Annotated in this window: 20 protein-coding genes; 5 read left to right on the top strand and 15 right to left on the bottom strand. The window is 59.4% G+C overall.

The window, feature by feature from the left end; translation table 11 throughout:
* The first annotated feature begins 5 nt into the window (after positions 1-5).
* On the top strand, positions 6-1283 hold the full coding sequence (locus ACO05M_RS04220; protein WP_421868194.1) for an HDOD domain-containing protein: 1278 nt from the start codon (positions 6-8) through the stop codon (positions 1281-1283).
* Positions 1284-1351: 68 nt separating this feature from the next.
* Here the strand turns inward: ACO05M_RS04220 and ACO05M_RS04215 are convergent, their stop codons facing one another.
* On the bottom strand, positions 1352-3268 hold the full coding sequence (locus tag ACO05M_RS04215) for an ATP-binding cassette domain-containing protein (RefSeq protein WP_421868192.1): 1917 nt from the start codon (positions 3266-3268) through the stop codon (positions 1352-1354).
* Between the two features lie 171 nt (positions 3269-3439).
* Here ACO05M_RS04215 and ACO05M_RS04210 point away from each other — a divergent pair, with 171 nt between their 5' ends.
* A complete protein-coding gene (locus ACO05M_RS04210) occupies positions 3440-4168 on the top strand; it encodes an FKBP-type peptidyl-prolyl cis-trans isomerase (protein WP_421868189.1) in 729 nt (242 codons plus the stop codon).
* A gap of 75 nt (positions 4169-4243) precedes the next feature.
* Here the strand turns inward: ACO05M_RS04210 and ACO05M_RS04205 are convergent, their stop codons facing one another.
* Both ACO05M_RS04205 and rsd read right to left on the bottom strand, forming a co-directional pair.
* The gene (locus ACO05M_RS04205) at positions 4244-5230 is read right to left on the bottom strand and encodes a WD40 repeat domain-containing protein (protein ID WP_421868186.1); all 987 of its coding nucleotides are present in this window, start codon (positions 5228-5230) and stop codon (positions 4244-4246) included.
* The gene (rsd, locus tag ACO05M_RS04200; protein ID WP_421868183.1) at positions 5230-5694 is read right to left on the bottom strand and encodes a sigma D regulator; all 465 of its coding nucleotides are present in this window, start codon (positions 5692-5694) and stop codon (positions 5230-5232) included. The genes ACO05M_RS04205 and rsd overlap by 1 nt, the downstream gene beginning before the upstream one ends.
* Before the next feature lie 224 nt (positions 5695-5918).
* Between rsd and ACO05M_RS04195 the strand changes: the two genes are divergently transcribed.
* Positions 5919-6335, top strand: coding sequence for a flagellar basal body-associated FliL family protein (locus ACO05M_RS04195; RefSeq protein ID WP_421868181.1), 417 nt, complete (start codon positions 5919-5921; stop codon positions 6333-6335).
* Positions 6336-6406: 71 nt separating this feature from the next.
* On the opposite strand, the gene gshA is transcribed toward ACO05M_RS04195, so the two are convergent.
* The 9 genes from gshA to ftsY all read right to left on the bottom strand — a co-directional run bounded on the left by gshA (position 6407) and on the right by ftsY (position 15126).
* A complete protein-coding gene (gene gshA, locus ACO05M_RS04190) occupies positions 6407-7975 on the bottom strand; it encodes a glutamate--cysteine ligase (protein ID WP_421868178.1) in 1569 nt (522 codons plus the stop codon).
* A 213-nt stretch (positions 7976-8188) separates the two neighbouring features.
* Positions 8189-8983, bottom strand: coding sequence for a thiazole synthase (locus ACO05M_RS04185; protein ID WP_421868175.1), 795 nt, complete (start codon positions 8981-8983; stop codon positions 8189-8191).
* Positions 8984-9051: 68 nt separating this feature from the next.
* Positions 9052-9255, bottom strand: coding sequence for a sulfur carrier protein ThiS (gene thiS / locus ACO05M_RS04180; RefSeq protein ID WP_421868172.1), 204 nt, complete (start codon positions 9253-9255; stop codon positions 9052-9054).
* Positions 9252-9662 carry a DUF423 domain-containing protein gene (locus ACO05M_RS04175; RefSeq protein ID WP_421868168.1) on the bottom strand — a complete coding sequence of 137 codons (411 nt, stop codon included), beginning with the start codon at positions 9660-9662 and terminating at the stop codon, positions 9252-9254. Before ACO05M_RS04175 ends, thiS begins: the two co-directional genes overlap by 4 nt.
* Positions 9663-9771: 109 nt before the next feature.
* Positions 9772-10626, bottom strand: a complete 855-nt coding sequence (gene rpoH / locus ACO05M_RS04170; RefSeq protein WP_421868165.1) for an RNA polymerase sigma factor RpoH — start codon at positions 10624-10626, stop codon at positions 9772-9774.
* A 276-nt stretch (positions 10627-10902) separates the two neighbouring features.
* Positions 10903-11997, bottom strand: coding sequence for a methyl-accepting chemotaxis protein (locus tag ACO05M_RS04165; RefSeq protein ID WP_421868161.1), 1095 nt, complete (start codon positions 11995-11997; stop codon positions 10903-10905).
* A 76-nt stretch (positions 11998-12073) separates the two neighbouring features.
* A complete protein-coding gene (gene ftsX, locus ACO05M_RS04160; RefSeq protein WP_421868158.1) occupies positions 12074-13066 on the bottom strand; it encodes a permease-like cell division protein FtsX in 993 nt (330 codons plus the stop codon).
* Positions 13059-13715 (bottom strand): cell division ATP-binding protein FtsE, encoded by a 657-nt coding sequence (gene ftsE / locus ACO05M_RS04155; protein WP_114696606.1) that lies wholly within the window; start codon positions 13713-13715, stop codon positions 13059-13061. The genes ftsX and ftsE overlap by 8 nt, the downstream gene beginning before the upstream one ends.
* Positions 13716-13752: 37 nt before the next feature.
* Complete coding sequence (gene ftsY, locus ACO05M_RS04150; protein ID WP_421868155.1) at positions 13753-15126, bottom strand: signal recognition particle-docking protein FtsY; 1374 nt, start codon at positions 15124-15126, stop codon at positions 13753-13755.
* A 289-nt stretch (positions 15127-15415) separates the two neighbouring features.
* Here ftsY and ACO05M_RS04145 point away from each other — a divergent pair, with 289 nt between their 5' ends.
* Together ACO05M_RS04145 and rsmD are read left to right on the top strand one after the other, a co-directional pair.
* On the top strand, positions 15416-16558 hold the full coding sequence (locus ACO05M_RS04145) for a hypothetical protein (RefSeq protein ID WP_421868153.1): 1143 nt from the start codon (positions 15416-15418) through the stop codon (positions 16556-16558).
* A 48-nt stretch (positions 16559-16606) separates the two neighbouring features.
* Positions 16607-17260 carry a 16S rRNA (guanine(966)-N(2))-methyltransferase RsmD gene (rsmD, locus tag ACO05M_RS04140; protein WP_421868151.1) on the top strand — a complete coding sequence of 218 codons (654 nt, stop codon included), beginning with the start codon at positions 16607-16609 and terminating at the stop codon, positions 17258-17260.
* A gap of 100 nt (positions 17261-17360) precedes the next feature.
* Here rsmD and dnaJ read toward each other — a convergent pair whose 3' ends face one another.
* From dnaJ to grpE, 3 genes are all read right to left on the bottom strand, one after another.
* Positions 17361-18488 carry a molecular chaperone DnaJ gene (gene dnaJ / locus ACO05M_RS04135; protein ID WP_421868148.1) on the bottom strand — a complete coding sequence of 376 codons (1128 nt, stop codon included), beginning with the start codon at positions 18486-18488 and terminating at the stop codon, positions 17361-17363.
* A gap of 286 nt (positions 18489-18774) precedes the next feature.
* Positions 18775-20709: a molecular chaperone DnaK gene (dnaK, locus tag ACO05M_RS04130; RefSeq protein ID WP_421868146.1), complete on the bottom strand. Its 1935-nt coding sequence runs from the start codon at positions 20707-20709 to the stop codon at positions 18775-18777.
* Between the two features lie 96 nt (positions 20710-20805).
* On the bottom strand, positions 20806-21438 hold the full coding sequence (gene grpE, locus ACO05M_RS04125) for a nucleotide exchange factor GrpE (RefSeq protein WP_421868143.1): 633 nt from the start codon (positions 21436-21438) through the stop codon (positions 20806-20808).
* Positions 21439-21575 lie beyond the last annotated feature (137 nt).

Below are 21575 nucleotides of genomic sequence, written 5' to 3'. Positions count from 1 at the left end.
AAGGTATGAGCCAGCCAAAGCTCCGCATCGTCATGCTTAACGACTCCCAGGGGCGCGCCCTGGTGATACTGCCCGGTGACGAATTGCTCAACCTGGTCAGCGTCTGGAAACACACCCAACGCCAACTGCAGCCGCTGTCTGCCCACGACTCTGAAACCTTCTTCTCCCAGGAAGCCCTGAGTGCCGAGAAGGGCGTGCGCCAACTGCTGACGCTACCGGTCCTGATCGATTCCGGCTGCAAGCTCGACGGCGACTTCGATGTTCTTGAGCCCAACAGCGGCCGGGTTCTGCGGCTCAACAGCGTATTGCTGGGTGATAATGTTCAATACTGCAAGCTGGGCATCAGTGCGGCCGCCATCGACGCCAAGCAACCCGAAGGTAACGATGTCGCCGTGATCACCCGGGCGGTGGAGAAGTTCACCACCCTGCGGATCAAGCAACGTCTGGAAGACACCCTGGGATTGCCGACCCTGCCCCCCACCGCCCAGAAAATTATCGAGCTGCGGGCCGACCCCAACGCCGGTGTCGATGACCTGGTACCGATCGTCCAGATGGACCCGAGTCTGTCGGCTCAGGTGATGAGCTGGGCAGCATCGCCCTACTACGCCGCTCCCGGCGGTATCGACTCGATTCACGATGCGATTGTGCGGGTACTGGGCTACGACCTGGTGGTCAACCTTGCCCTGGGCGTGGCCATGGGCCGGACGCTGCAACTGCCCACCGATACTCCCCGCGGCAGCACCCCCTACTGGCTGCAGGCACTGTTCTGCGCCACGCTATCGGAAAAGCTGGCCAAACAGGTGCCGGCCGATAAGCGGCCGCGTCCCGGCCTGGTCTATCTGACTGGCCTGCTGCACAACTTCGGCTACCTGACCCTGGCGCATATTTTCCCGCCCCATTTCTCGCTGGTATCGCGCTATATCGAAGCCAACCCGCACCTGCACCACGAGTACATCGAGAAGCAGATTCTCAATGTCACCCGCGAGCAGATCGGCGCCTGGTTGATGGAGACCTGGAACCTGCCCGAAGAGGTGGTGAAAGGGATTCGCTATCAGAATTCAATGAGCTACGACGGTGAGTTCCAGCAGTATGCCCAGATCATCGACCTGAGCCTGCGGGTCATGCGCATCAACGGCATGGGCGATGGACCGGCCGGCGCCATTCCTTCCGACCTCTATGAGCGCCTCGGTCTGGACGTTTCCAAGGTACAGGAGACCTTCCAATTGCTCCACGACAAGACCGATCAGCTCGATGAGATGACAAATTTTCTCGAGGCCGGTTAAGAGCACCCTTACGGCATCGCGCTTAATCGGCCACCTCGGACCGCAGTAACCCAGACGGAGTCGTGCCCTTAGGACGACTCCTGCTCCAGCAGCTGTTCGAGCTCTTCCTGGCGACTCAACCACTGTTCCTCGGTGGTTTCACTACGTTGCTGCAGCTGCGCCTGCTGCTGCAGCAACTGCTTCAACCGTTCCTTGGCATCATCCTCGTACAGCGCGCTGTCGGCCAACTGATCGTTGATCTGCTGCAACTCAACTTCGAGTTGCTCCAGCTCCTGCTCCAGCTTTGCAACCTGCTTACGCAGCGGCGCCAGCTGCTGACGACGTGCAGCCTGCTGCCGTTTGCGCTCCTTCCGGTCCTGGGCCGACTCGCCTCCAACAGCCTGTTTCGTCGCTGCCAGCTCAGCATCAGCCGCTGCGTTGCGCTCGGCCAACCAACGGGCGTAGTCGTTCAGATCACCGTCAAACGGCTGCACCCTGCCGTCGCTGACCAGCAGAAACTCATCGACACAGTTACGCAACAGGTGCCGATCGTGGGATACCAGGATCAAGGCCCCCGGATAGCCCTGCAGCGCCAATGTCAGCGCGTGCCGAACCTCCAGATCGAGGTGGTTGGTGGGCTCGTCCATCAGCAGCAGGTTGGGCTTCTGCCAGGCGATTAGCGCCAGCGCCAGCCGAGCCTTCTCGCCACCGGAAAACAGCCGCACCGGCTCCAGGCAATCATCGCCGCGGAAGCCGAAGCTGCCCAGGTAGTCTCGGACCCGCTGCTCGCTCTCGGTCGGTGCCAGCCGCTGCAGGTGCAACAATGCCGAGGCTTCCAGATCCAGGGCTTCGAGCTGATGCTGAGCGAAATAGCCAATCCGCAAATTCTCGCCTTCGTGGCGCACGCCACCACTCAGCGGTAGATCGCCGACCAGCGACTTGATCAGGGTCGACTTACCGGCACCGTTGGCACCGAGCAGCCCGATACGCATCTCCGGCTGCAAACTCAGGGAGCAGTTATTGATCAGCGCCGGATCACCGTACCCCAAGGCCGCCTTCTCCAGCGCCAGCAGCGGGCTGGAAAGCTTGTCGGAACTGTCGAAGCTGAAGCTGAACGGCGAATCCACATGGGCTGGTGCGATCAGCTCCATCCGCTCCAGCTCCTTGATCCGGCTCTGGGCCTGCTTGGCCTTCGAGGCTTTGGCCTTGAAGCGACGCACGAAGCCCTCAATCTGGGTAATCCGCTGCTGCTGCTTCTCGTAGGCCGACTGCTGCTGCGCCAGGCGCTCGGCGCGGATCTTTTCAAATGCCGAGTAGTTGCCTTTGTAGAGGTTCAACTTGGCCTGGTGTAGGTGGACGATATGGCCGACGACCCGATCGAGAAAATCCCGATCGTGTGAGATCAGCAGCAACGTGCCTTCGTAGGCCTTGAGCCACTGCTCCAGCCACAGGGTGGCGTCCAGGTCCAGGTGGTTGGTGGGTTCGTCCAATAGCAGAAGATCAGAGCGGCTCATCAATGCCTGGGCCAGATTCAGGCGGATACGCCACCCTCCGGAGAACTGCGATACCGGTTTTTCCACTTCCGCTTCGCTGAATCCCAGGCCATGCATCAGCTGCCTCGCCCGGGAATCAGCGCTGTAGCCGTCGATAGCCGCCAGCCGGGCATGCAGCTCACCCAGATCATGGACCTTCCCCTGTGACTCGGCGTCGACCAGCTGCTGTTGCAGCGAGCGGAGTTCGGCATCGCCATCGAGCACATACTCAACCGCCGGGCGCGACAACGCCGCGACCTCCTGAGCCATATGGGCCAGACGCCACTGGGATGGAATCTTCAGCTCGCCACCATCGGCCTCCAGGCCGCCCAGCAGCAATTGGAACAGGCTCGACTTACCGGAACCGTTGGCGCCGATCAGGCCTACTTTATGACCGGCGTGCAGGCGCAGGTCTACCTGCTGCAGCAGTTGGCTTTTGCCCCGCTGCAGGCTCAATTCGATCAGTTCAATCATGGCGCGCAAGTGTACCACAGCGGTTTCATCGCATTGATGCCGAAGCGCTCCGATTAGCCCCAAGCTGGTATTCGGTTGAACTTTCCAGTTATATTGCTGCCCCTATAGCTAGCCTCAACGCCTCAGCTTCGGCTGCCCGTTGATTTACCAGATAGACCTGAAGGTATCAGAATGAAGAAAACGATGTTGGCCGCCGCTCTGGCAACCACGATGTTCGCCCTGCCCCAGGCGCAAGCCGCCGGGCTTGAGTCCGACGAATCCAAGGTCAGCTACATCATGGGACTGGATGTCGGCACCCGGATGGAAGGACTGGGCTACAAGCTGGACCAGGAAGCCTTCCTGAAAGGACTGCAGGAATTTGCCCTCAAGGGTAATGAGCGCAGCATCAGCAATGAGCAGCTTCAGCAGGCAATGCAGCAGGCCCAGGCCCGCTTCCAGCAGCGCCAGCAGGAACAGCAAGCCAAACAGGCTGAAGCCAACCTCCAGGCCGGCCAAGCCTACCTGGCAGAAAACGCCAAGAAAGAGGGTGTCGTAACCACCGAAAGCGGCCTGCAGTACAAGATCATCGAGGCCGGTGAAGGCGCCAAACCGATGGCCACCGACACCGTTCAGGTGCATTACAAAGGCACCCTGATCGACGGCACCGAGTTCGACAGTTCCTACAGCCACGGTGGTCCAGCCACCTTCCCGCTTAACGGCGTAATCCCGGGGTGGACCGAAGGTCTGCAGCTGCTGGCCAAGGGCGGCAAAGCCGAGCTCTATATCCCAGCAGAACTGGCTTACGGCCCGCTCGGAATGGGCCAGGTCATCGGCCCGAACTCGACCCTGGTATTCGAAGTCGAACTGCTGGATATCAACCCGGGCGCCGAAACCAAGCCCGAAGCTGCCGCGGCGCAATAAGCGCTCTGCTTCAGCAGCCACAAAAAACGGAGGCCCAGGCCTCCGTTTTTCGTTTCAGCTCTGTGCTATCCCGCGCTATCGCAGCACGTTAACAAAGCCGTTGGAAGCGATGGCGTAGTAGACCCCGTTGCCGAACCCCAATCCATAGACAGTTGCACTAGTGGGTCGGAACGGATCGCGTTTGAACAGTTCCCAACGCCGCAATTCGGCCCCCTCGCTGACATCCCAAAGCTGTACCAAGCCAGAGCTGGTACCGGTCAACAACTGATCGCTGTTAGGAGAGAAACGTGCTGCGGTATAACTGATCCGCTGCGCCACGAAGCTTTCATCGGTGGTCAGGGTCTGGTGCAGTTCACCGCTGCCGGTACGCCAGATCAGCGCCTTTTCCAGCTGACCAGCACTGAAGGCAAAGGCACCGCTGGGCGACAACGCCACGGTGTTGACGCCGTTCTCATGCTGCACCTGATGGACCAGATCACCGCTTTGCAGATCCCAGAAGCGGGCAATATTGTCGTCCGCCCCGGTCAAGGCCCAGTCACCATCCTGGCTGACATCAACCGCACGGACTCGTCCTTGGTGGGTCAGGGTATGGCGTAAGCCGCCATTTTTGATATCGAAGTAAACGGCGGTGTGATTATCCAGCCCCAGCAGGGCGAAGTTACCGTCCGGGGCCAAGGCGGCGTCAAGTATTCCCGAGGGGGCATTCCAGAACCAAACCGGCTGACCATCGGACACCTGCCACAGCACCATGTCCTGCTGACCGGCGGTGATGGCGTAATCGCCCTCGGGGGAGAAATCAGCCGCCACCAGGTTGCTGTAAGCCCCTTCGGCGTGGTTCCAATTAAACAGCCGCTCGTCGTCCTGCAGCTTCCACAGACTACCGCCGTGCTGGATTGAGCCGACGATACCGAAACGACTGTCTTCGGAGATGTCCGCGCTGTAAAGGCCCTGCACCGCATACTCGGCCTGATCACTGGGCTTGTCGCCCTGGGAGCATCCGGCCAGGACCAGCGCCAACGCCAGCCCGAAACTCAATCGTCCCGTGCTTTTGCTCAGGGTCATCAGATCCGGTCTTTATGGGCGGTATGCAGGTTGTCGATCAACTGATCTTCAAGCTCAAAACGTTCCGCCAGCACCTCACCAAGCTTCGACAGATCCTGACTCAGATGGGCAATTTCCTGAACATTCAGGGCTTCCCGGTCCGAATACTGATCGTTAAAGGCAAGAATCTGATCGGTCGTCGCACGAATCTTGGGATCCACTTCCTTGGCCAGCTCGAGACCACCGTCGTTAAACTCGCCCGCTTCCGCCAGCAGGTGCTCATAGACACCGAAGTGCCATGAAGACGCATAATCAACCAGGATCTCACTGAACTGCCGCAGCAGATCGGACAGCTCGTCACCCAGCTGTTGCTGTGGCAAAGCGACGAACAGGCTGAGCAGGTCCTGACGTTCCTGCAGCCAGCGGTCGATCAGATCACTGACACCACCCCAGCGCTCTTTTGCGTTACGACATTGCTCTAACATCGCCACTTCCTTCTTAAAGGCCCCTTCAAGGGCAATTTAGTCAGCACCATACTAGCGCCAAGACGATTGCCATATCAACAGCTTGAATAGCACCGGAGGTTAGACCTCCGGTGCACAAAACCGAAGCGACGTTATATACTGCTTAGCAGCCGAGAAACGCCCCGAGCCGTTCTTGTGCTGCCTGCAAGCCTGAACGAAACCGAGACCAAGCCGAGAATTGCCCCATGCTTTTCCAACGATCGCTGTTAGCCTTGTTACTTTGCCTGCTGCCGCTGTCCGGTTTTGCCGAAGACGGAGAGAAGGAGAGCAGCTATATCGAATATATCGAGCTGCAGCCCCCCTTTATCACCAACTATGGTGGTGTCGGGCCGCTCAAATACCTCAAGGCCGAAGTCTCCATCCGGGTCACCAGCAGCGAGGCAGAAGCCAATATCAAACACCACACCCCACATATTCGGAATAACCTGGTGATGCTGTTCAGCCGCCAGACCGACGAGAGTCTGAGCACCGCCGCCGGACGCGAACAGCTGCGTCTGGAAGCGATGGAGAGCATCCGCCAGATCATGGTCAGCGAGTACGGTGAGGAAGGTTTCTCGATGCTGGATGACCTGCTGTTCACCAGTTTTGTAACCCAGAACTGAAACCCGGCGGGCCAGCCGCCAATACGGACATAAAAAACGCGCCCTTGGGCGCGTTTTTTCTATCAGCGAGTTTAGCTGCCGAAATAGTCCGCCAGAAACTGATCGAATGGCGGCTGTTCTACCTGCTCCATCTGCTGCTGTTGCTGATGGGAACGCCGTGCCAGTTCTTCCAGCCCCTGACGCTGCGAATCGGTCAGCGGTTCGCTCAGCAAACGCTCCCGATGCTGCTTCGATTGAGCCAGTACGAACTCGTCGTAGCCCTGGCCTCGCTCTTTCATCAGCCGCAAGATCTGCGCCGACGGGGTCAACTCGCTATCGGCCAGTTTAAGACGCTGTTGCTGGACCGAACGGCTGTGGCAGCTGCTGCCGTGGACCCGGTCCAGCAATTCGGCAACCTTCATCGTCTGATCCAGCAATTCCTCACCCCAAGCCTGCAGATCACGCTCAGACTCTCCGTATAGCAGCGTCAAGCCCGGCTCACGCCCGCTCCGCACGACCCGGTTATGGTTCTGCCGCAACCGCTCGCACTCATCACCATCGATCTCCGGCGACTCGGCCAGCAGACAGAACAGCAGGAAGCTGTCGATAAAGCGTGACTGCTCGGCATCCAGTCCCAGCGGCAACAGCGGGTTGATATCCTGGCTACGGACCTCAACATACTCGACCCCACGAGCCGCCAACGCCTGCAGCGGCTTCTCGCCGGACTCGGTTACCCGCTTGGGACGGATATCGCTGTAGTACTCGTTTTCGATCTGCAGCAGGTTGGTGTTGAGCTGCAGATAGCGCCCCTGGTCATCCTTCACGCCGAGCTGCTCGTAGGCCGGATAGGGGGTCTGAACCGCCTCAGAGAGTGTGTTGACGTAGTTTTCCAGGGTGTTGTAACAGATAAACAGCGACGCCTGGGCCTGGTTGGTGTAACCCAGATCGCTCATCCGCAAACTGGTGGCGTGCGGCGCATAGAGGGTGTTGTCGTCGAATCGCTCCAGTTGGTGATCATCGCCGTCGACGAAGCTGTCGCTCAACGCCGGGGAGGCGCCGAACAGGTAGTTCAGCAACCAGCTGTAACGACGGAAGTTGCGCAGCAGGCCGAAGTAGCTGCGCGAACGGAAGTCTTGCAGCTCACCCGTATCGCCCTGCAATCGCTGCAGTTCTGGCCAGAGGCCATCGGGAATCGAGAAGTTGTAGTGGATCCCGGCGATCGACTGCATCACCCGACCGTAGCGGGACTCCAGACCGACCCGGTAGATATGCTTCATGCGACCGTTGTTGGAGTCTCCGTAACGCCCGATCGGAATCTCGCTCGGGTCGTCGATCCGACACGGCATACTGGCGCCCCAGATCAGCTCGTCACCAATCTGCCCATAGGTGAAACGGTGCAGCTCGCACAGATGCTCCAACGCCGCGTCCACATCTTGAAAGACCGGGGTGATGAACTCCAGCAGCGCTTCGGAATAGTCGGTCGTGATACGGGGATGGGTCAACGCCGACCCCAGCGATTCAGGATGACCGGTTTGCGCCACCCGAGCCTGCGACGTGACTCGCAGCCCCTCTTTTTCGATGCCGTGCTGAACCGCCTTAAGCAGCCCGGCCTGCCCGTCGGCCTCGAGTCCACTGAGCATTCGCTGGAGTTGTGTTGGCATAAGCCCTGTCCGTTAGTGGCGACCCCATTGGGTCGATGACAAAACTCGAGATCGAGCTTGCCCTGTTAGAAGAATCGGTGCTACCGACAACTGCAAGTCTAGAAGACTCGGCTCGTAGGTATCTGTTACCGGAAACTGAAAATATCCTGCGATAACAGCGCCAGGCGGCGTCTTTCAGCAGCCTGACGTCATATCAAAACGCGAAAGATCCAATCAGAGGATCAAACCGTCGATCGGGGACGACGCGCTGGCGTACAGTTTGCGCGGCATCCGTCCAGCCAGGTAGGCCTCACGTCCGGCTTCGATCGCCTTTTTCATCGCCGAGGCCATCAGCACCGGATTACCGGCAGCGGCGATCGCGGTATTCATCAGCACGCCGTCGCAGCCCAGCTCCATCGCCAAGGCAGCATCGGAGGCGGTACCAACACCGGCATCGACCAGGATCGGCACATTGGCGTTCTCGAGGATCAGCTTGATGTTGTAGGGATTGCGGATACCCAGACCAGAGCCGATCAGCGAGCCCAGCGGCATCACCGCCACGCAGCCCATCTCTTCCAGCTCTTTGGCGACGATCGGATCATCGCTGGTGTAAACCATGACTTTAAAGCCGTCATCGATCAGCTCACGGGCCGCCACCAGGGTTTCGGTGACATTGGGGTACAGGGTTTTCTGATCACCCAGCACTTCCAGCTTAACCAGATCATGGCCGTCCAGCAGCTCGCGGGCCAGCTTACAGGTGCGCACCGCATCCTTGGCGTTAAAACAGCCGGCGGTATTCGGCAGGATGGTGTACTTGTCCGGCGAGATCACATCCAACAAATTCGGCTCGTCCGGATTTTGACCGATATTGGTTCGACGCACCGCCACGGTCACGATCTCAGCACCACTGGTTTCGATCGCTTCCCCGGTCTCCTGCAGGTCCTTGTACTTACCGGTACCAACCAACAGACGGGAGTTAAAGGTCATTCCGGCAAAACTCAACGGGGTATCCAGGCGGGATTCACTCATAGTGTGCTCTCTAATTGGGCAGTGGGATGGTACGAATAGGGGTTAGATATGGGCGCCGGGGCAGAAAATCAACCACCACCGATGGCGTGGACAATCTCAACCCGATCACCGGCGCTAAGCGGCGTCTCGGTATGGCGACCCTTGGGCAGAATATCGAGGTTGTATTCCACCGCCACACGCTTATCACCAAGACCCAGCTGCTGCAGCAGCTCGGCGACCGTGGTCGGTCCGCTAAGTTGGTGGGCTTCACCGTTCAATTCGATCTCGATCATGACTCTCTCCGACTCTGTGCGCCTTGTCGCCAGACGACCCCGGCCAACAGCAGCCAGGCCCCCAGCAGGGTTAACCCCCCGATCGGGGTAAGCCGCGCAAACCAGCTGATTTCAGTGACGCAGAGTATATACAAAGCACCACAAAAAATACCGGTTCCAACGGCAAACAGGCCGACCACCCAGCGCAGCCCCGGCCAGGGACGATACTGGTAAAACAAGCCCAGCACCAGGATCACCAAGCTGTAGTGGGTCAGGTAGCGGTTGGCGGTCTGGAGTCGCTCGATATGTTCCGGTCCAACCAGACCGGCCAGGCCATGGGCCGCCGCCGCACTCAATCCCACCGACGCCGCGCCCATCAGCGCCGCCAGGATCAGCATCCAGCGCCCTCTCAGCGATAGTTGTGTCATCGCAAACATCCTCCACAACCTTAATGGATACGCCGCTTCTCGACCGGCTCTGTCGGCCAGAAACGACAACGCCGGGACAAGCCCGGCGTTTGTAACGATCAAATCAGGATCAGGCCTCCAGTACCGCCCGAACCTTTTTCATCGCGTTCTTTTCCAGCTGACGAATCCGCTCAGCAGAAACCTGATACTCAGCCGCCAACTCGTGCAGAGTCGCCTTCTCTTCGCTGAGCCAACGCTGCACCAGGATGTTACGGCTGCGCTCGTCCAGATCGCCGATCGCCGACGCCAGTCGTGCGTTGCTATCCTGATCCCACTGGGCATCCTCAACCAGACGGGCCGGGTCGTTGCGCTTGTCTTCCAGGTAGTAGGCCGGGGCCTTGTAGGCCTCCTCGTTGTCGTCGTCGACACCCAGATCAAAGGCCGCATCGCTGGCGCTCATGCGACGCTCCATCTCGCGAACAACCGCCGGCTCGACCTTGAGATCGGTCGCCATCGCGTCGACCTCATCGTTGGTCAGCCAGGACAGGCTCTTCTTGGAGCTGCGCAGGTTGAAGAACAGCTTACGCTGGGCCTTGGTGGTCGCCACCTTGACGATACGCCAGTTCTTCAGGATGAACTCGTGCATCTCGGCTTTGATCCAGTGCACCGCGAAGGACACCAGTCGAACGCCGACCCGGGGGTCAAAGCGTTTGATCGCCTTCATCAGGCCAACGTTACCTTCTTGGATCAGATCGGCCTGATTCAGGCCGTAGCCGGAATAGCTCTTGGCGATATGGACGACAAAGCGCAGATGCGACATAACCAACTGGCGTGCCGCTTCCAGGTCCTGCTGGTAGTAGAGCCGCTCGGTCAGCGAGCGCTCCTCTTCAGGGCTCAAAATCGGGATCGCACTGACGGTGGAAATATAAGCATCGAGGTTACGCCCCGGGCTCATCAGATCCATCGGTTGCAGGCTGGTACCCATACGCTATCTATCGACCTCTTATCGCAAATTCAAAATGTCGATTAATGGACCCTTGGCGATAACAAAGGTTCCATCGAAAATCCCGCACAGGAATGCACGGGACCAGTAACTATAACGGCCGTTCAAGCCTATCGCAAGTCACGGACTAAGCGCTTGATCGGCTTGAGAATATTCACCCTGCGGGCCAACAAACTGATGCTGAAATACGTCAGCATTGGCCGCCGGGAGACGGACAAGATAGCAACGAAGCCTATTTTGTCCGCCTGCTTAATAGCGCTATTGGACCAGCTCGTTGGACAGCTGACAGAGTAGATCCAGCACCCGGGCGCTGTACTCTTCCATGTCGGCCAGGGCGCCCAGCGCACCCTCGCAATCGTCTTTCTCCATCAGCGCCAGCGCCTGCAGGCCACTGTCATGAACCCCTTTATGGGGACCATCCAGCAGGCGGAAGCTGCTGCTGTCGGAGTAGAACTGGCGACCGTCACCTTCGAAGTACCACTTGCCCAAGCGGCACTGGGTATGGTCGGCAAACTCGTTGGCCTGTTTGCTGCTCAGCCCCAGCAGACGCTTGTAGACTTCGGTCTTCCAGACCACATGGTCCAGTTTGACGGTTTCGATAAAGGTCTCGGCAGCGGTCCGGCTGACGATCCGGTGCATCTTGTGGGACAGGTCGACCACTTCGGTCACCGCGCCGCTGACCTCGTTGGTGGAGGAGACCAGATCCTGACTCTGCTCGGCCATGCCGCGGATATCGCTGTCGGCCACGGCGGTGCGCTGGGTGATATTGCCAACCAAACGGGTGATTTCGGAGCTGGCGGAATTGGCCTTCTGCGCCAGCGCACGAACCTCATCGGCCACCACCGCAAAACCACGCCCCTGCTCACCGGCTCGGGCCGCTTCGATGGCCGCGTTCAGTGCCAGCAGGTTGGTCTGTTCGGAGATTTCGCTGATCGCCCCGACGAACTTGTTGATCTCCTGGGCGGTGTTCTGCAGCTCGCCGACATGCTCACAGTTGCGCTCGGCATCGGCAGCAATCGCCTGCAGCGATGACTCCATCGCCTCCAGCGTTGAAGCACTGCGGGAGAAAACATCTTTGGCATCATCGAGAATGTGGCGCTCGTCGTAGAGTACACTGGCCGACTGGGCCATCGATTCACGCACTTCCAACACCGCATCGGCGCCGGTAAACCAGAGCGTGCGGAAGCGTTCCTGTTGCTGGCGGTGGGCATCGTTGACACTGGCCTGGGCATGTTCCGCCTGCTCGCGTGCCTGTTGAAGCTCGCTTTCGAGCTGCTCAACCTGACGTTGAGTCTGATCCAGCTGCTGCTGGAGTTGTTCGTTTTGTTGCTTTAGCTTTCCTGATCCAAACATGAAGCACCTCCTGGTGCGCCTTCGCTACTACCTGAAAAGCACTTTTCATCCAGTCCAGCGCTAACTCACACACCGGTCAACGGGGTTCGATGGCCCGCAGATGCCTTAGCACCGCCAACCATGCCCCGCCGCTACCCAGTGTCACGGCAATTAACATCAACAACAACGTTGCCCCCAGCCCCAACCCTTGAAGCTGAAACTCCGAATGGTACAACTGGATCAACCGATCCACCACTGTTCCCAGGTACCATAAACTCAACTGCACCAACATCCAGGCCACAAGCCCGGCACCGATGCCATACCAGAAACCGGTATACAAAAACGGCCGCCGGACAAAGCTGTCGGTGCCGCCAACCAACTTGACCACGATAATCTCATCACGGCGGTTCTGGATCTCCAGCCGGATCGTATTGCCGACCACCAGCACCACCCCCAGCGCCAGCAGCAATCCCAACAGCAGCACCGTGCGCTGACCCAGAACGACCATCGCCTGCAGTCGCTGGACCCAATCCATATCGATCCGCACATCGTCGACCCCATCGAGCGATAGCAGCTGCTGGGTCAGATCGGACAGATCATCCGACAGCAGGTAGTCGGTGCTGGGAGTAATCAGAATCACCGCCGGCAGCGGATTTTCCTTCAGCAGCTCCAGCGCATTGCCAAAACCGGCATAGGCCTTGAATTCGGCCAGCGCCTCGTCTTTGGAAAGATAACTGAGCTGGCTGAATTGGCTGTTATCGCTCAGTTGCTGGGCCAGATCACGACCCTCCGCCTCGCTTAGGCTGTCGGCCAGAAATACCGACAGCTGGGCCGAGCCCTGCCAGCGCTGCCCCAACTGTTCGACATTCTGCAGCCCGACATAGAGCACACCCGGCAGGCTCAGCGCGATGGCGATCATCATCAGCGTCATCAGGGTTGCCAACGGCGTCGCCATCAACCGCTGCCAACTGACCTTGGCGGTTTCGAAGTGGTGGTTCAGGTAGCTGCCGCCGCGGTCCTTCAGATCGGGCTGCTGGGTAGAGGCGCTACCGCGCGCCTTGGGCTTGTCTTGCTGAGGGCTACTACGCATCGGCCAACCGCCCCTGTTGCAAGGTCAGACAGCGGTGCGGCATCCGCGAGATCAGATCCAGATCGTGACTGGCCACCAGTACGGTGACGCCGACCTGATTGAACTGATGAAACAGGCCCATCACCTCGGCCGACAGTTGCGGATCCAGGTTGCCGGTAGGCTCGTCCGCCAGCAGCACCTGGGGCTTGTTGACGATCGCCCGGGCCAGACCGATCCGCTGCTGCTCGCCGGTGGAGAGTAAAATCGGGTTGAGTTTCTCTTTGTTGAGCAGGCCGACCTTGTCCAGTGCCGCCCGTACCCGCCGGCCGATGCTGCTCTTCTCGTAGCCGGAGATCTGCAGCGGCAGCGCGATATTGTCGAACACGCTGCGGTCGAACAGCAGCTGATGATTCTGGAACACCACCCCGATCTTGCGGCGCAGAAACGGAATCTGATCGACCGCCATCCGGTTCAGGTTCTGATCGCCGACAAACACCTGGCCCTGTGAGGCCCTCTCCATCAGCATGATCAGCTTCAGCAGGGTACTCTTACCGGCTCCGGAGTGGCCGGTCAGAAAGGCCATCTCGCCGCGCTCCAAACTGAAGCTGACCCGGCTCAGTGCTTCGTGGCCGCCGGGGTAGCGCATGCTGACATTATCGAACCGGATCATCGCGGCGCTCGTCTGGTTTTGGTAAAGACTAAGGAACCTAGTCGCGGGCAAACAGTGCCTGGATAAACTCATCGGCGTCAAACGGCCGCAGATCGTCGATCTGCTCGCCGACACCGATAAAGCGAATCGGCAGATCCAACTGCTTGGCGATCGCGAAGATCACCCCGCCTTTGGCTGTGCCGTCGAGTTTGGTCAGGGTAATCCCGGTGACACCCACCGCCTCGGTGAACAGTGCCGCCTGGCTCAGCGCGTTCTGACCGGTGCCGGCATCGAGCACCAGCATCACCTCATGGGGCGCGGTGTCGTCCAGTTTGCGCGTCACCCGAACGACCTTTTCCAGTTCGGTCATCAGGTGAGCTTTGTTCTGCAGCCGTCCGGCGGTATCGGCGATCACCACGTCGACTCCCTTGGCCTTGGCCGACTGGACCGCATCGTAGATCACCGAGGCGCTGTCGGCGCCGGTATGCTGGGCCACTACCGGCACATTGTTGCGCTCGCCCCAAACTTCCAGCTGCTCCACCGCCGCGGCGCGGAAGGTATCACCGGCCGCCAGCATGACCGACTTGCCTTCGGCCTGGAAGCGTTTGGCCAGCTTACCGATGGTGGTGGTTTTGCCCACTCCGTTCACGCCAACCATCAAAATCACATAGGGCTGCTTACTGGAATCGATCTGCAGCGCGCCGCTGTGTTCGGACAACAGCCCCGCAAGCTCTTGCTGCAACGCCTGGTAAAGCGCTTCGGCATCACCGAGCTGCTTGCGCGCCACCCGGTCGGTCAGGTTCTCGATGATTTCGGTGGTCGCCTCGACCCCGATATCGGCCAGCAGCAGCTGGGTTTCGATCTCTTCGAGCAGATCGTCGTCGATCTCCTTGGCGCCCAGGAACAGATTGGCCAGACCATCGGTCAGATTGGCCTTGGTGCGGCCCAGGCCCTTCTTAATCCGATCAAACCAACCGGATTTGGGCTGTTCGGCTGACGTCGCCGGTTCAGGAGCGGGTTTGGGTTCTGGCTCAGGCTCAGGCTCAGGCTCAGGCTCAGGCTCAGGCTCAGGCTCAGGCTCAGGCTCAGGCTCAGGCTCAGGCTCAGGCTCAGGCTCAGGCTCAGGCTCAGGCTCAGGCTCAGGCTCAGCAAGAGCTTCCGGTTCGGGGCTGGATTCTGCTACCGGCGGGGTCTCTTCTACCGACTGAGATTCTTCTAGCGGCTTTGGCTCTTCTGCCGACTGAGACTCTTCTTCCGGCTGAGGCTCTACTTGAATCGATTGTTCGCTGGGCGGCTCCGCAGCTGGTTCTGACTCCGGCGACAGCTCTGCACTCTGCTCCTCGGCCGCCTGCTCATCCGCTACCACCTCATCAGCGGCCGGTTTGGCCTCTTCGGCTCCGAACAATCGCTTAAATTTACTCGTCCAGCCCATATTAGTTATCCGCTCCATTATCCGAACGGGTTAACCAGTAAGCCCCGGCCAGCGAAATAACCAACGCCAGCGCCCCCATTACGTAGGGAAATATCTCGGGCCCACCTAGAGCCTGAACCAACCCGTTCATCAATTCAGATCCACTCAAATTACGATACGCTTGCCCTGGGACGCATCGTCGCAAAACGGCAAGCCAAACAGCGGCAAATGTTACCACAGTTCTGCGCCGCTGTTGCTGACGCAAGCGCTTGCTGCGGTTAGACTTCTAAGCCTGTTTCAAGGAGTGGCAATGAAGCCCCACAAACCCCTGTTCAATCGCCGCCAACTCAACCTGATCATCATCGTCTGCGTCGCAGCGGTGGCGCTGCTGTCGATCGATACCAACCCCTGGCCAGACTTTGAGCGTCGGCAGCTGGACGGCGTGGTGCTGACCCACCTGAGCGACGCCGAGCAACCGGCTCAACTTCGACTCAGCTTCGCCCTGCCCGATCCCGGGCTGCAGATGTCGACGGCGGCGCTCTTACTCAACGAACTGCTACAGCAACGCCTGCAACAAGCCGGCCTGGCGACACAGTGGCAACTGCAGCCCCATCCGGATCGGCTAACCCTGATCCATACCCCAGCCTCTACCGCCGACCTAAGTGATCGGCTTGCCCAGCTGCTGAACGCGCTGACAATGCCGTTCAGCCTCGAGCAGCGCCAGCAGCAACTCGCTCTCGAGCAAGCCCGTCGCCACCTGCAGCGCGACCAACAGAGCCGACTGCAACGGCTGGATCGACAACTCCGCGGCGATCCAGCCCTGCCGACAGCCCAGGCGCTGGAGACGTTACAGCAACAGCTGTTCAATCAGACCAATCTGCGACTGGCACTGCGCGCATCCGAAATCGACAGCTGGCAGCCGCCCCTTCAATCCTGGCTGACTCAGCTGCCGCCGGGCCAACCTTGGCCGCCTGCCGAAACTCGCACCGCACCGGTTGCCGCCGCCGCACCCTGGCAGCCCTTGCCGGGCAGAAACCAGGGCAGCTTTACTCAAGTGCTGCTCCACAGCCGCGTCCTGGCCGGACTCAGCGAGCAGTTCCAGATCCAACAACTGAGCAGCGCCCAACGAAGCTGGCGGGTCTGGCTGCCCAGGCACAGCGACGCCAGTCTGCCAAACCAACTGCAGTCGATTCAGCAACGCCTGAACGGAATGAAGGACTGGGAGGTGCGCCAACTGGCGGAACAAATCGGTGAACAACTGGAAGCGCTGCCCCAGCGACCGGACGCGCTGCTGGAGCAGCTGGAGGTGATCGCCTTCTACGAGTTGCCGTTGGATTATCTGCCCCGGTTTGAGGCTACAATAGCGAACCTTGATGGAGCGACTTTGCGGCAACAGCTAGAAGCCGAGTTAAGTCCCGAGCGCTTCGGCAGCGAAACCCTGACCAAGCCTTAACCCCAAGCCCTATCCATCCACGACAGCCAGTTAAAAAGCGATTCTGATATGCCCCGACGCCCGTCAAAACCCGCCGCTTCTCGCCGCCGCTCACGCCCCAACGGGCCGGGACAGGCTGCCAACGCCAAGACCGGCCAGCAGCGTCTGCGGATCATCGCCGGGCGTTGGCGTGGCCGTAAGCTCAAATTCGCCGACCTGCCGGGGCTTCGCCCCACCACCGACCGAGTCCGGGAAACCCTGTTCAACTGGCTGCAAACCCAACTGCCGGGCGCCCGGGTTCTGGATCTGTTTGCCGGCAGCGGCGCGCTGGGGCTAGAAGCCCTGTCACGGGGCGCATCCCACCTGACCCTGGTCGATACCGCCGCCGCGGCGGTGGATCAGCTCAAACAGAACCTGCGCCTGCTCGATGCACTGGACGATTCCACACTGGTTCAGGCCAGCGCCACCAGCTGGCTGCAACAGGCCCCAAGTGAGCCTGGCTACGATCTGGTGCTCCTGGATCCACCCTACGGCAAGGGCTTGCTGGCCGATTGCTGCGAACAGCTGAACCAACGCCAGCTGATCCGCCCCGGCGGCTGGATCTACGTCGAAGCCGAAGCCGAGCTGCAACCACTACCGGTACCCTCCAACTGGCGCCTGCATCGCCAGCTCAAAGCCGGCCAGGGCAGCTGCTATCTGTATCAGCTCGACGACGAACAGTAGCCCACTGTCCTATCAGCCACAAATCACCCATAAAAAACGCCCCGGTAGTCAGGCTAACGGGGCGTTTAATTCTTCCTAAGTGAAGATCAGAGTTTGAGGATTAAATATCTTCAAAAAATTTCTTCACTCCGTCGAAGAACGACGTCTTCTTCGGCGAGTGCTTCTCGTATTTCTCATCCAGGGTCGACTGGAACTCACGGAGCAGCTCTTTCTGACGGCTGTTGAGGTTGACCGGGGTCTCGACCACGACACGGCACATCAGATCACCGGTGGCACCACCGCGAACCGGCGGTACACCACGGCCGCGCAGGCGGAACATCTTGCCGGTCTGGGACTCGGCCGGCACCTTCAGTTTGACCCGACCGTCGAGGGTCGGTACTTCGATCTCGCCACCCAGGGCGGCATCGACGAAGCTGACCGGCACTTCGCAATAGAGGTTACGGCCATCGCGGTCGAAGATCGGATGCTGACGCACCGACACCTGTACGAACAGGTCGCCGGACGGACCACCGTGGGAGCCTGCCTCGCCTTCACCGGCCAGACGGATCCGGTCACCGGTATCCACGCCGGGCGGGATCTTGACCGACAGGGTCTTGGTCTCTTCGGTGCGGCCACGACCGTGACAGTCGGTACACGGATCGGTCACAGTGGAACCTTCGCCGTGACAGGCTGGACAGGTCTGCTGCACCGAGAAGAAACCCTGCTGCATCCGCACCTGACCCATGCCGCCACAGGTGCCGCAGGTTTTCGGTGAGGTGCCCGGCTTGGCGCCGGAACCGTTACAGGTATCGCAGGCCACCAGGGTCGGAATCCGGATCTGCTTTTCGACGCCACGGACGGCCTCTTCCAGATCCAGCTCCATGTTGTAGCGCAGATCGGCACCACGCTGGACCCGGGAGCGACGGCCACCACCGCCACCACCGCCAAAGATGTCGCCAAACACGTCACCGAAGATATCGCCGAAGCCGCCGGCACCAGCGCCATGACCGCCACCCATGTTCGGGTCGACCCCGGCATGGCCATACTGATCGTAAGCCGCCTTCTTCTGGGCGTCGGACAGCACTTCGTAGGCCTCGTTGGCCTCCTTGAACTTCTCCTCGGCCGCCTTATCGTCGGGGTTCCGATCCGGATGGTACTTCATCGCCAGGCGGCGATAGGCCTTCTTGATGTCACGGTCGGAGGAGTCGCGGGTGACTCCCAGCACTTCGTAATAATCGCGTTTGGACATAGCTTCTTGCTCGTTGAGTGTGGTTTAAACCACCACTACCAACTTCAGGCTGGAGAAAAGCGTCACGAGCGAAGGTTAGACAAGGCAAAAGTCGGTGAAAAAGCGCAGCTTACAGGCTGGTAAGTGAGCATTTTGAACCGACTTTTAACGCTGTATAACCGAGTGCAGTAGCTTTAATTCTGCCTGAAGGTCAGATACAGCAACGCGGGAGACTTGCCCCCGCGCTGGTTTGACAGTCGGGCTGCCGCTTGCGCAACAGCCAGCTTGCCATCAAGTCAATAACGACTTACTTCTTGTTGTCGTCTTTGACTTCTTCGAACTCGGCGTCGACAACATCGTCAGCTTTGGCGGAGTCGGCATCCTGTGCCTGCTCAGCACCACCGGCAGCCTGCTCGGCCGCCGCCGCTTCGGCGTACATCTTCTGAGCCACACCGGAAACCGCTTCGGTCAGGGCGTTGGTCTTGGCTTCGATGTCGTCCTTGTCGTCACCCTTAACGGCTTCTTCCAGCGCAGAGATAGCCGCTTCGATGGCCGCTTTCTCTTCGTCGGTGGCCTTGTCGCCGGCTTCTTCCAGCGTCTTCTTGCTGGTGTGGATCATGCCATCGGCGGCGTTACGAGCACCGATCAGCGCTTCGAACTTCTCGTCCTCGGCGGAGTGCGCCTCGGCATCGGCCACCATTTTCTCGATCTCGTCGTCGGACAGACCGGAAGAGGCCTTGATCACGATGGACTGCTCTTTGCCGGTGGCCTTGTCCTTGGCGGACACGTTCAGAATACCGTTGGCATCCAGGTCGAAGCTGACCTCGATCTGCGGCATGCCGCGCGGGGCCGGCGGGATGTCGGCCAGGTCGAAACGGCCCAGAGACTTGTTCTGAACCGCTTGCTTACGCTCACCCTGTACCACGTGGATGGTTACCGCGGTCTGGTTGTCGTCGGCGGTGGAGAACACCTGCGACTTCTTGGTCGGGATGGTGGTGTTCTTCTCGATCAGCGGCGTCGCCACACCACCCATGGTTTCGATACCCAGGGTCAGCGGGGTAACGTCCAGCAGCAGAACGTCCTTCACTTCACCGGACAGTACCGCACCCTGGATAGAGGCACCCATGGCAACGGCTTCGTCAGGGTTAACGTCCTTACGGGCTTCTTTGCCGAAGAACTCTTTAACTTTTTCCTGCACCAGCGGCATCCGGGTCTGACCACCGACCAGAATCACGTCGTCGATCTCGGAAGCGCTGACACCGGCGTCCTTCAGTGCCTGGGCACAAGGTGCCAGGGAGTTCTGAACCAGCTCTTCAACCAGGGACTCCAGCTTGGCGCGGGTTACCTTGACGTTCAGGTGCTTAGGACCGGAAGCGTCAGCGGTGATGTACGGCAGATTGACGTCGGTCTGCTGGCTGGTGGACAGCTCAACCTTGGCCTTCTCAGCCGCTTCTTTCAGACGCTGCAGCGCCAGCGGGTCGTTGTGCAGATCGATACCTGACTCTTTCTTGAAGGAGTCGGCCAAGTACTCGATCAGACGCAAGTCGAAGTCTTCACCACCCAGGAAGGTGTCACCGTTGGTGGACAGCACTTCGAACTGGTGCTCGCCATCAACTTCGGCGATCTCGATGATGGAGATGTCGAAAGTACCACCACCCAGGTCGTAAACCGCGATGGTGCTGTCGCCACGGTTCTTGTCCATGCCGTAGGCCAGGGCCGCAGCGGTCGGCTCGTTGATGATCCGCTTCACGTCCAGACCGGCAATCTTACCGGCGTCTTTGGTTGCCTGACGCTGAGAGTCGTTGAAGTAAGCCGGTACGGTGATAACCGCTTCGGTTACCTTCTCGCCAAGGAAATCTTCGGCGGTCTTCTTCATTTTCTTCAGGGTTTCGGCAGAGATCTGCGGCGGCGCCAGCTTCTGATCCTTGACGTTAACCCAGGCATCGCCGTTGTCGGCTTCGATGATCTTGTACGGCACCATCTTGATGTCTTTCTGAACCACGTCGTCCTTGAAACGACGACCGATCAGACGCTTGATGGCGAACAAGGTGTTGTCCGGGTTGGTGACCGCCTGACGCTTGGCCGACTGACCGACCAGGATTTCGTTGTCGTCGGTGTAGGCGATGATCGACGGTGTGGTGCGATCGCCTTCGGCATTCTCGATAACTTTCGGCTTGTCGCCGTCCAGTACCGCCACGCAGGAGTTGGTGGTGCCCAGGTCAATACCAATTACTTTACCCATGTTTTGCTCCAGTCTCGCTTAGCCGGCCGTCCAGTAAGGGCGCTGACCGCCGGCTTGAATTCAGTTAATGCCTATATAGGTACGTTTTGCAGGGATTCAAGCCTGCTCGTCGATTTTTGGTGCATCCGGTTTCTTGGTACCACCTTTGGATACCATCACCATCGCCGGACGAACCAGACGACCGTTGAGCAGATAGCCCTTCTGCATCACATGCAGCACGGTGTTGGGTTCGACGTTGTCGTTTTCGACCATCGACATCGCTTGGTGCTGTTGCGGATCGAAGGGCTCGCCCTGCGGATCCACCGGCTCCAGGTTGAACTTCTTCAGCGCGTTGACGAACATGCTCAGGGTCATCTCGACCCCTTCACGCAGTGTTGCCACATCGGCCTGGTCGTTCTGGGACGACTCGATGCCGCGCTCGAGGTTATCCACCACCGGCAGCAGCTCTTCGGCGAACTTCTCCAGCGCGAACTTACGCGCCTTGGCCACATCCTGCTCGGCCCGACGACGCATATTCTGCACATCGGCCTGGGCACGCAACACCTGCTCCTGCGCTTCGGCCAATGCCTGTTGGGCCTGTTCCAGCTCCTGCTGCAGCTGCTCGGCGCCTTGGTCCTGCTCGCTCTGCTGCTGGGCTTCAACTTCGGCGGCTGTCTCCAGCTCAACCTCTACGGTGGATTCGGGCTGCTCGATCGACTCTTCAACCGGTGCCTTCTCTTCGTTCGCCATCTACGCCTCCAACTCTCGTTCAGACGGTCAAAATCATTACTGAGGCCTATATGGGGATAACCCTCCCAGTTTCAAGGCTAAAAAATCGGATGATTCGGATCACTGGCGTGATCAAAAAAACTACTGTATAAATAACC

Source organism: Motiliproteus sp., assembly GCF_965230735.1.
In the GTDB taxonomy this organism is placed as follows: domain Bacteria; phylum Pseudomonadota; class Gammaproteobacteria; order Pseudomonadales; family Balneatricaceae; genus Motiliproteus.
This window is presented reverse-complemented; position numbering and strand designations above follow the sequence as displayed.

What these genes read in the sequence shown, in the direction of transcription:
- ACO05M_RS04220 (WP_421868194.1), top strand. Translation starts at nt 6, where the DNA reads ATGAGCCAGCCAAAGCTCCGCATCGTCATGCTTAACGACTCCCAGGGG.
- rsd (WP_421868183.1), bottom strand. Translation starts at nt 5,694, where the DNA reads ATGTTAGAGCAATGTCGTAACGCAAAAGAGCGCTGGGGTGGTGTCAGT.
- ftsE (WP_114696606.1), bottom strand. Translation starts at nt 13,715, where the DNA reads ATGATCCGGTTCGATAATGTCAGCATGCGCTACCCCGGCGGCCACGAA.
- ACO05M_RS04215 (WP_421868192.1), bottom strand. Translation starts at nt 3,268, where the DNA reads ATGATTGAACTGATCGAATTGAGCCTGCAGCGGGGCAAAAGCCAACTG.
- ftsX (WP_421868158.1), bottom strand. Translation starts at nt 13,066, where the DNA reads ATGCGTAGTAGCCCTCAGCAAGACAAGCCCAAGGCGCGCGGTAGCGCC.
- gshA (WP_421868178.1), bottom strand. Translation starts at nt 7,975, where the DNA reads ATGCCAACACAACTCCAGCGAATGCTCAGTGGACTCGAGGCCGACGGG.
- ftsY (WP_421868155.1), bottom strand. Translation starts at nt 15,126, where the DNA reads ATGGGCTGGACGAGTAAATTTAAGCGATTGTTCGGAGCCGAAGAGGCC.
- rpoH (WP_421868165.1), bottom strand. Translation starts at nt 10,626, where the DNA reads ATGGGTACCAGCCTGCAACCGATGGATCTGATGAGCCCGGGGCGTAAC.
- ACO05M_RS04185 (WP_421868175.1), bottom strand. Translation starts at nt 8,983, where the DNA reads ATGAGTGAATCCCGCCTGGATACCCCGTTGAGTTTTGCCGGAATGACC.
- ACO05M_RS04195 (WP_421868181.1), top strand. Translation starts at nt 5,919, where the DNA reads ATGCTTTTCCAACGATCGCTGTTAGCCTTGTTACTTTGCCTGCTGCCG.
- ACO05M_RS04210 (WP_421868189.1), top strand. Translation starts at nt 3,440, where the DNA reads ATGAAGAAAACGATGTTGGCCGCCGCTCTGGCAACCACGATGTTCGCC.
- rsmD (WP_421868151.1), top strand. Translation starts at nt 16,607, where the DNA reads ATGCCCCGACGCCCGTCAAAACCCGCCGCTTCTCGCCGCCGCTCACGC.
- grpE (WP_421868143.1), bottom strand. Translation starts at nt 21,438, where the DNA reads ATGGCGAACGAAGAGAAGGCACCGGTTGAAGAGTCGATCGAGCAGCCC.
- ACO05M_RS04175 (WP_421868168.1), bottom strand. Translation starts at nt 9,662, where the DNA reads ATGACACAACTATCGCTGAGAGGGCGCTGGATGCTGATCCTGGCGGCG.
- ACO05M_RS04205 (WP_421868186.1), bottom strand. Translation starts at nt 5,230, where the DNA reads ATGACCCTGAGCAAAAGCACGGGACGATTGAGTTTCGGGCTGGCGTTG.
- ACO05M_RS04145 (WP_421868153.1), top strand. Translation starts at nt 15,416, where the DNA reads ATGAAGCCCCACAAACCCCTGTTCAATCGCCGCCAACTCAACCTGATC.
- dnaJ (WP_421868148.1), bottom strand. Translation starts at nt 18,488, where the DNA reads ATGTCCAAACGCGATTATTACGAAGTGCTGGGAGTCACCCGCGACTCC.
- ACO05M_RS04165 (WP_421868161.1), bottom strand. Translation starts at nt 11,997, where the DNA reads ATGTTTGGATCAGGAAAGCTAAAGCAACAAAACGAACAACTCCAGCAG.
- thiS (WP_421868172.1), bottom strand. Translation starts at nt 9,255, where the DNA reads ATGATCGAGATCGAATTGAACGGTGAAGCCCACCAACTTAGCGGACCG.
- dnaK (WP_421868146.1), bottom strand. Translation starts at nt 20,709, where the DNA reads ATGGGTAAAGTAATTGGTATTGACCTGGGCACCACCAACTCCTGCGTG.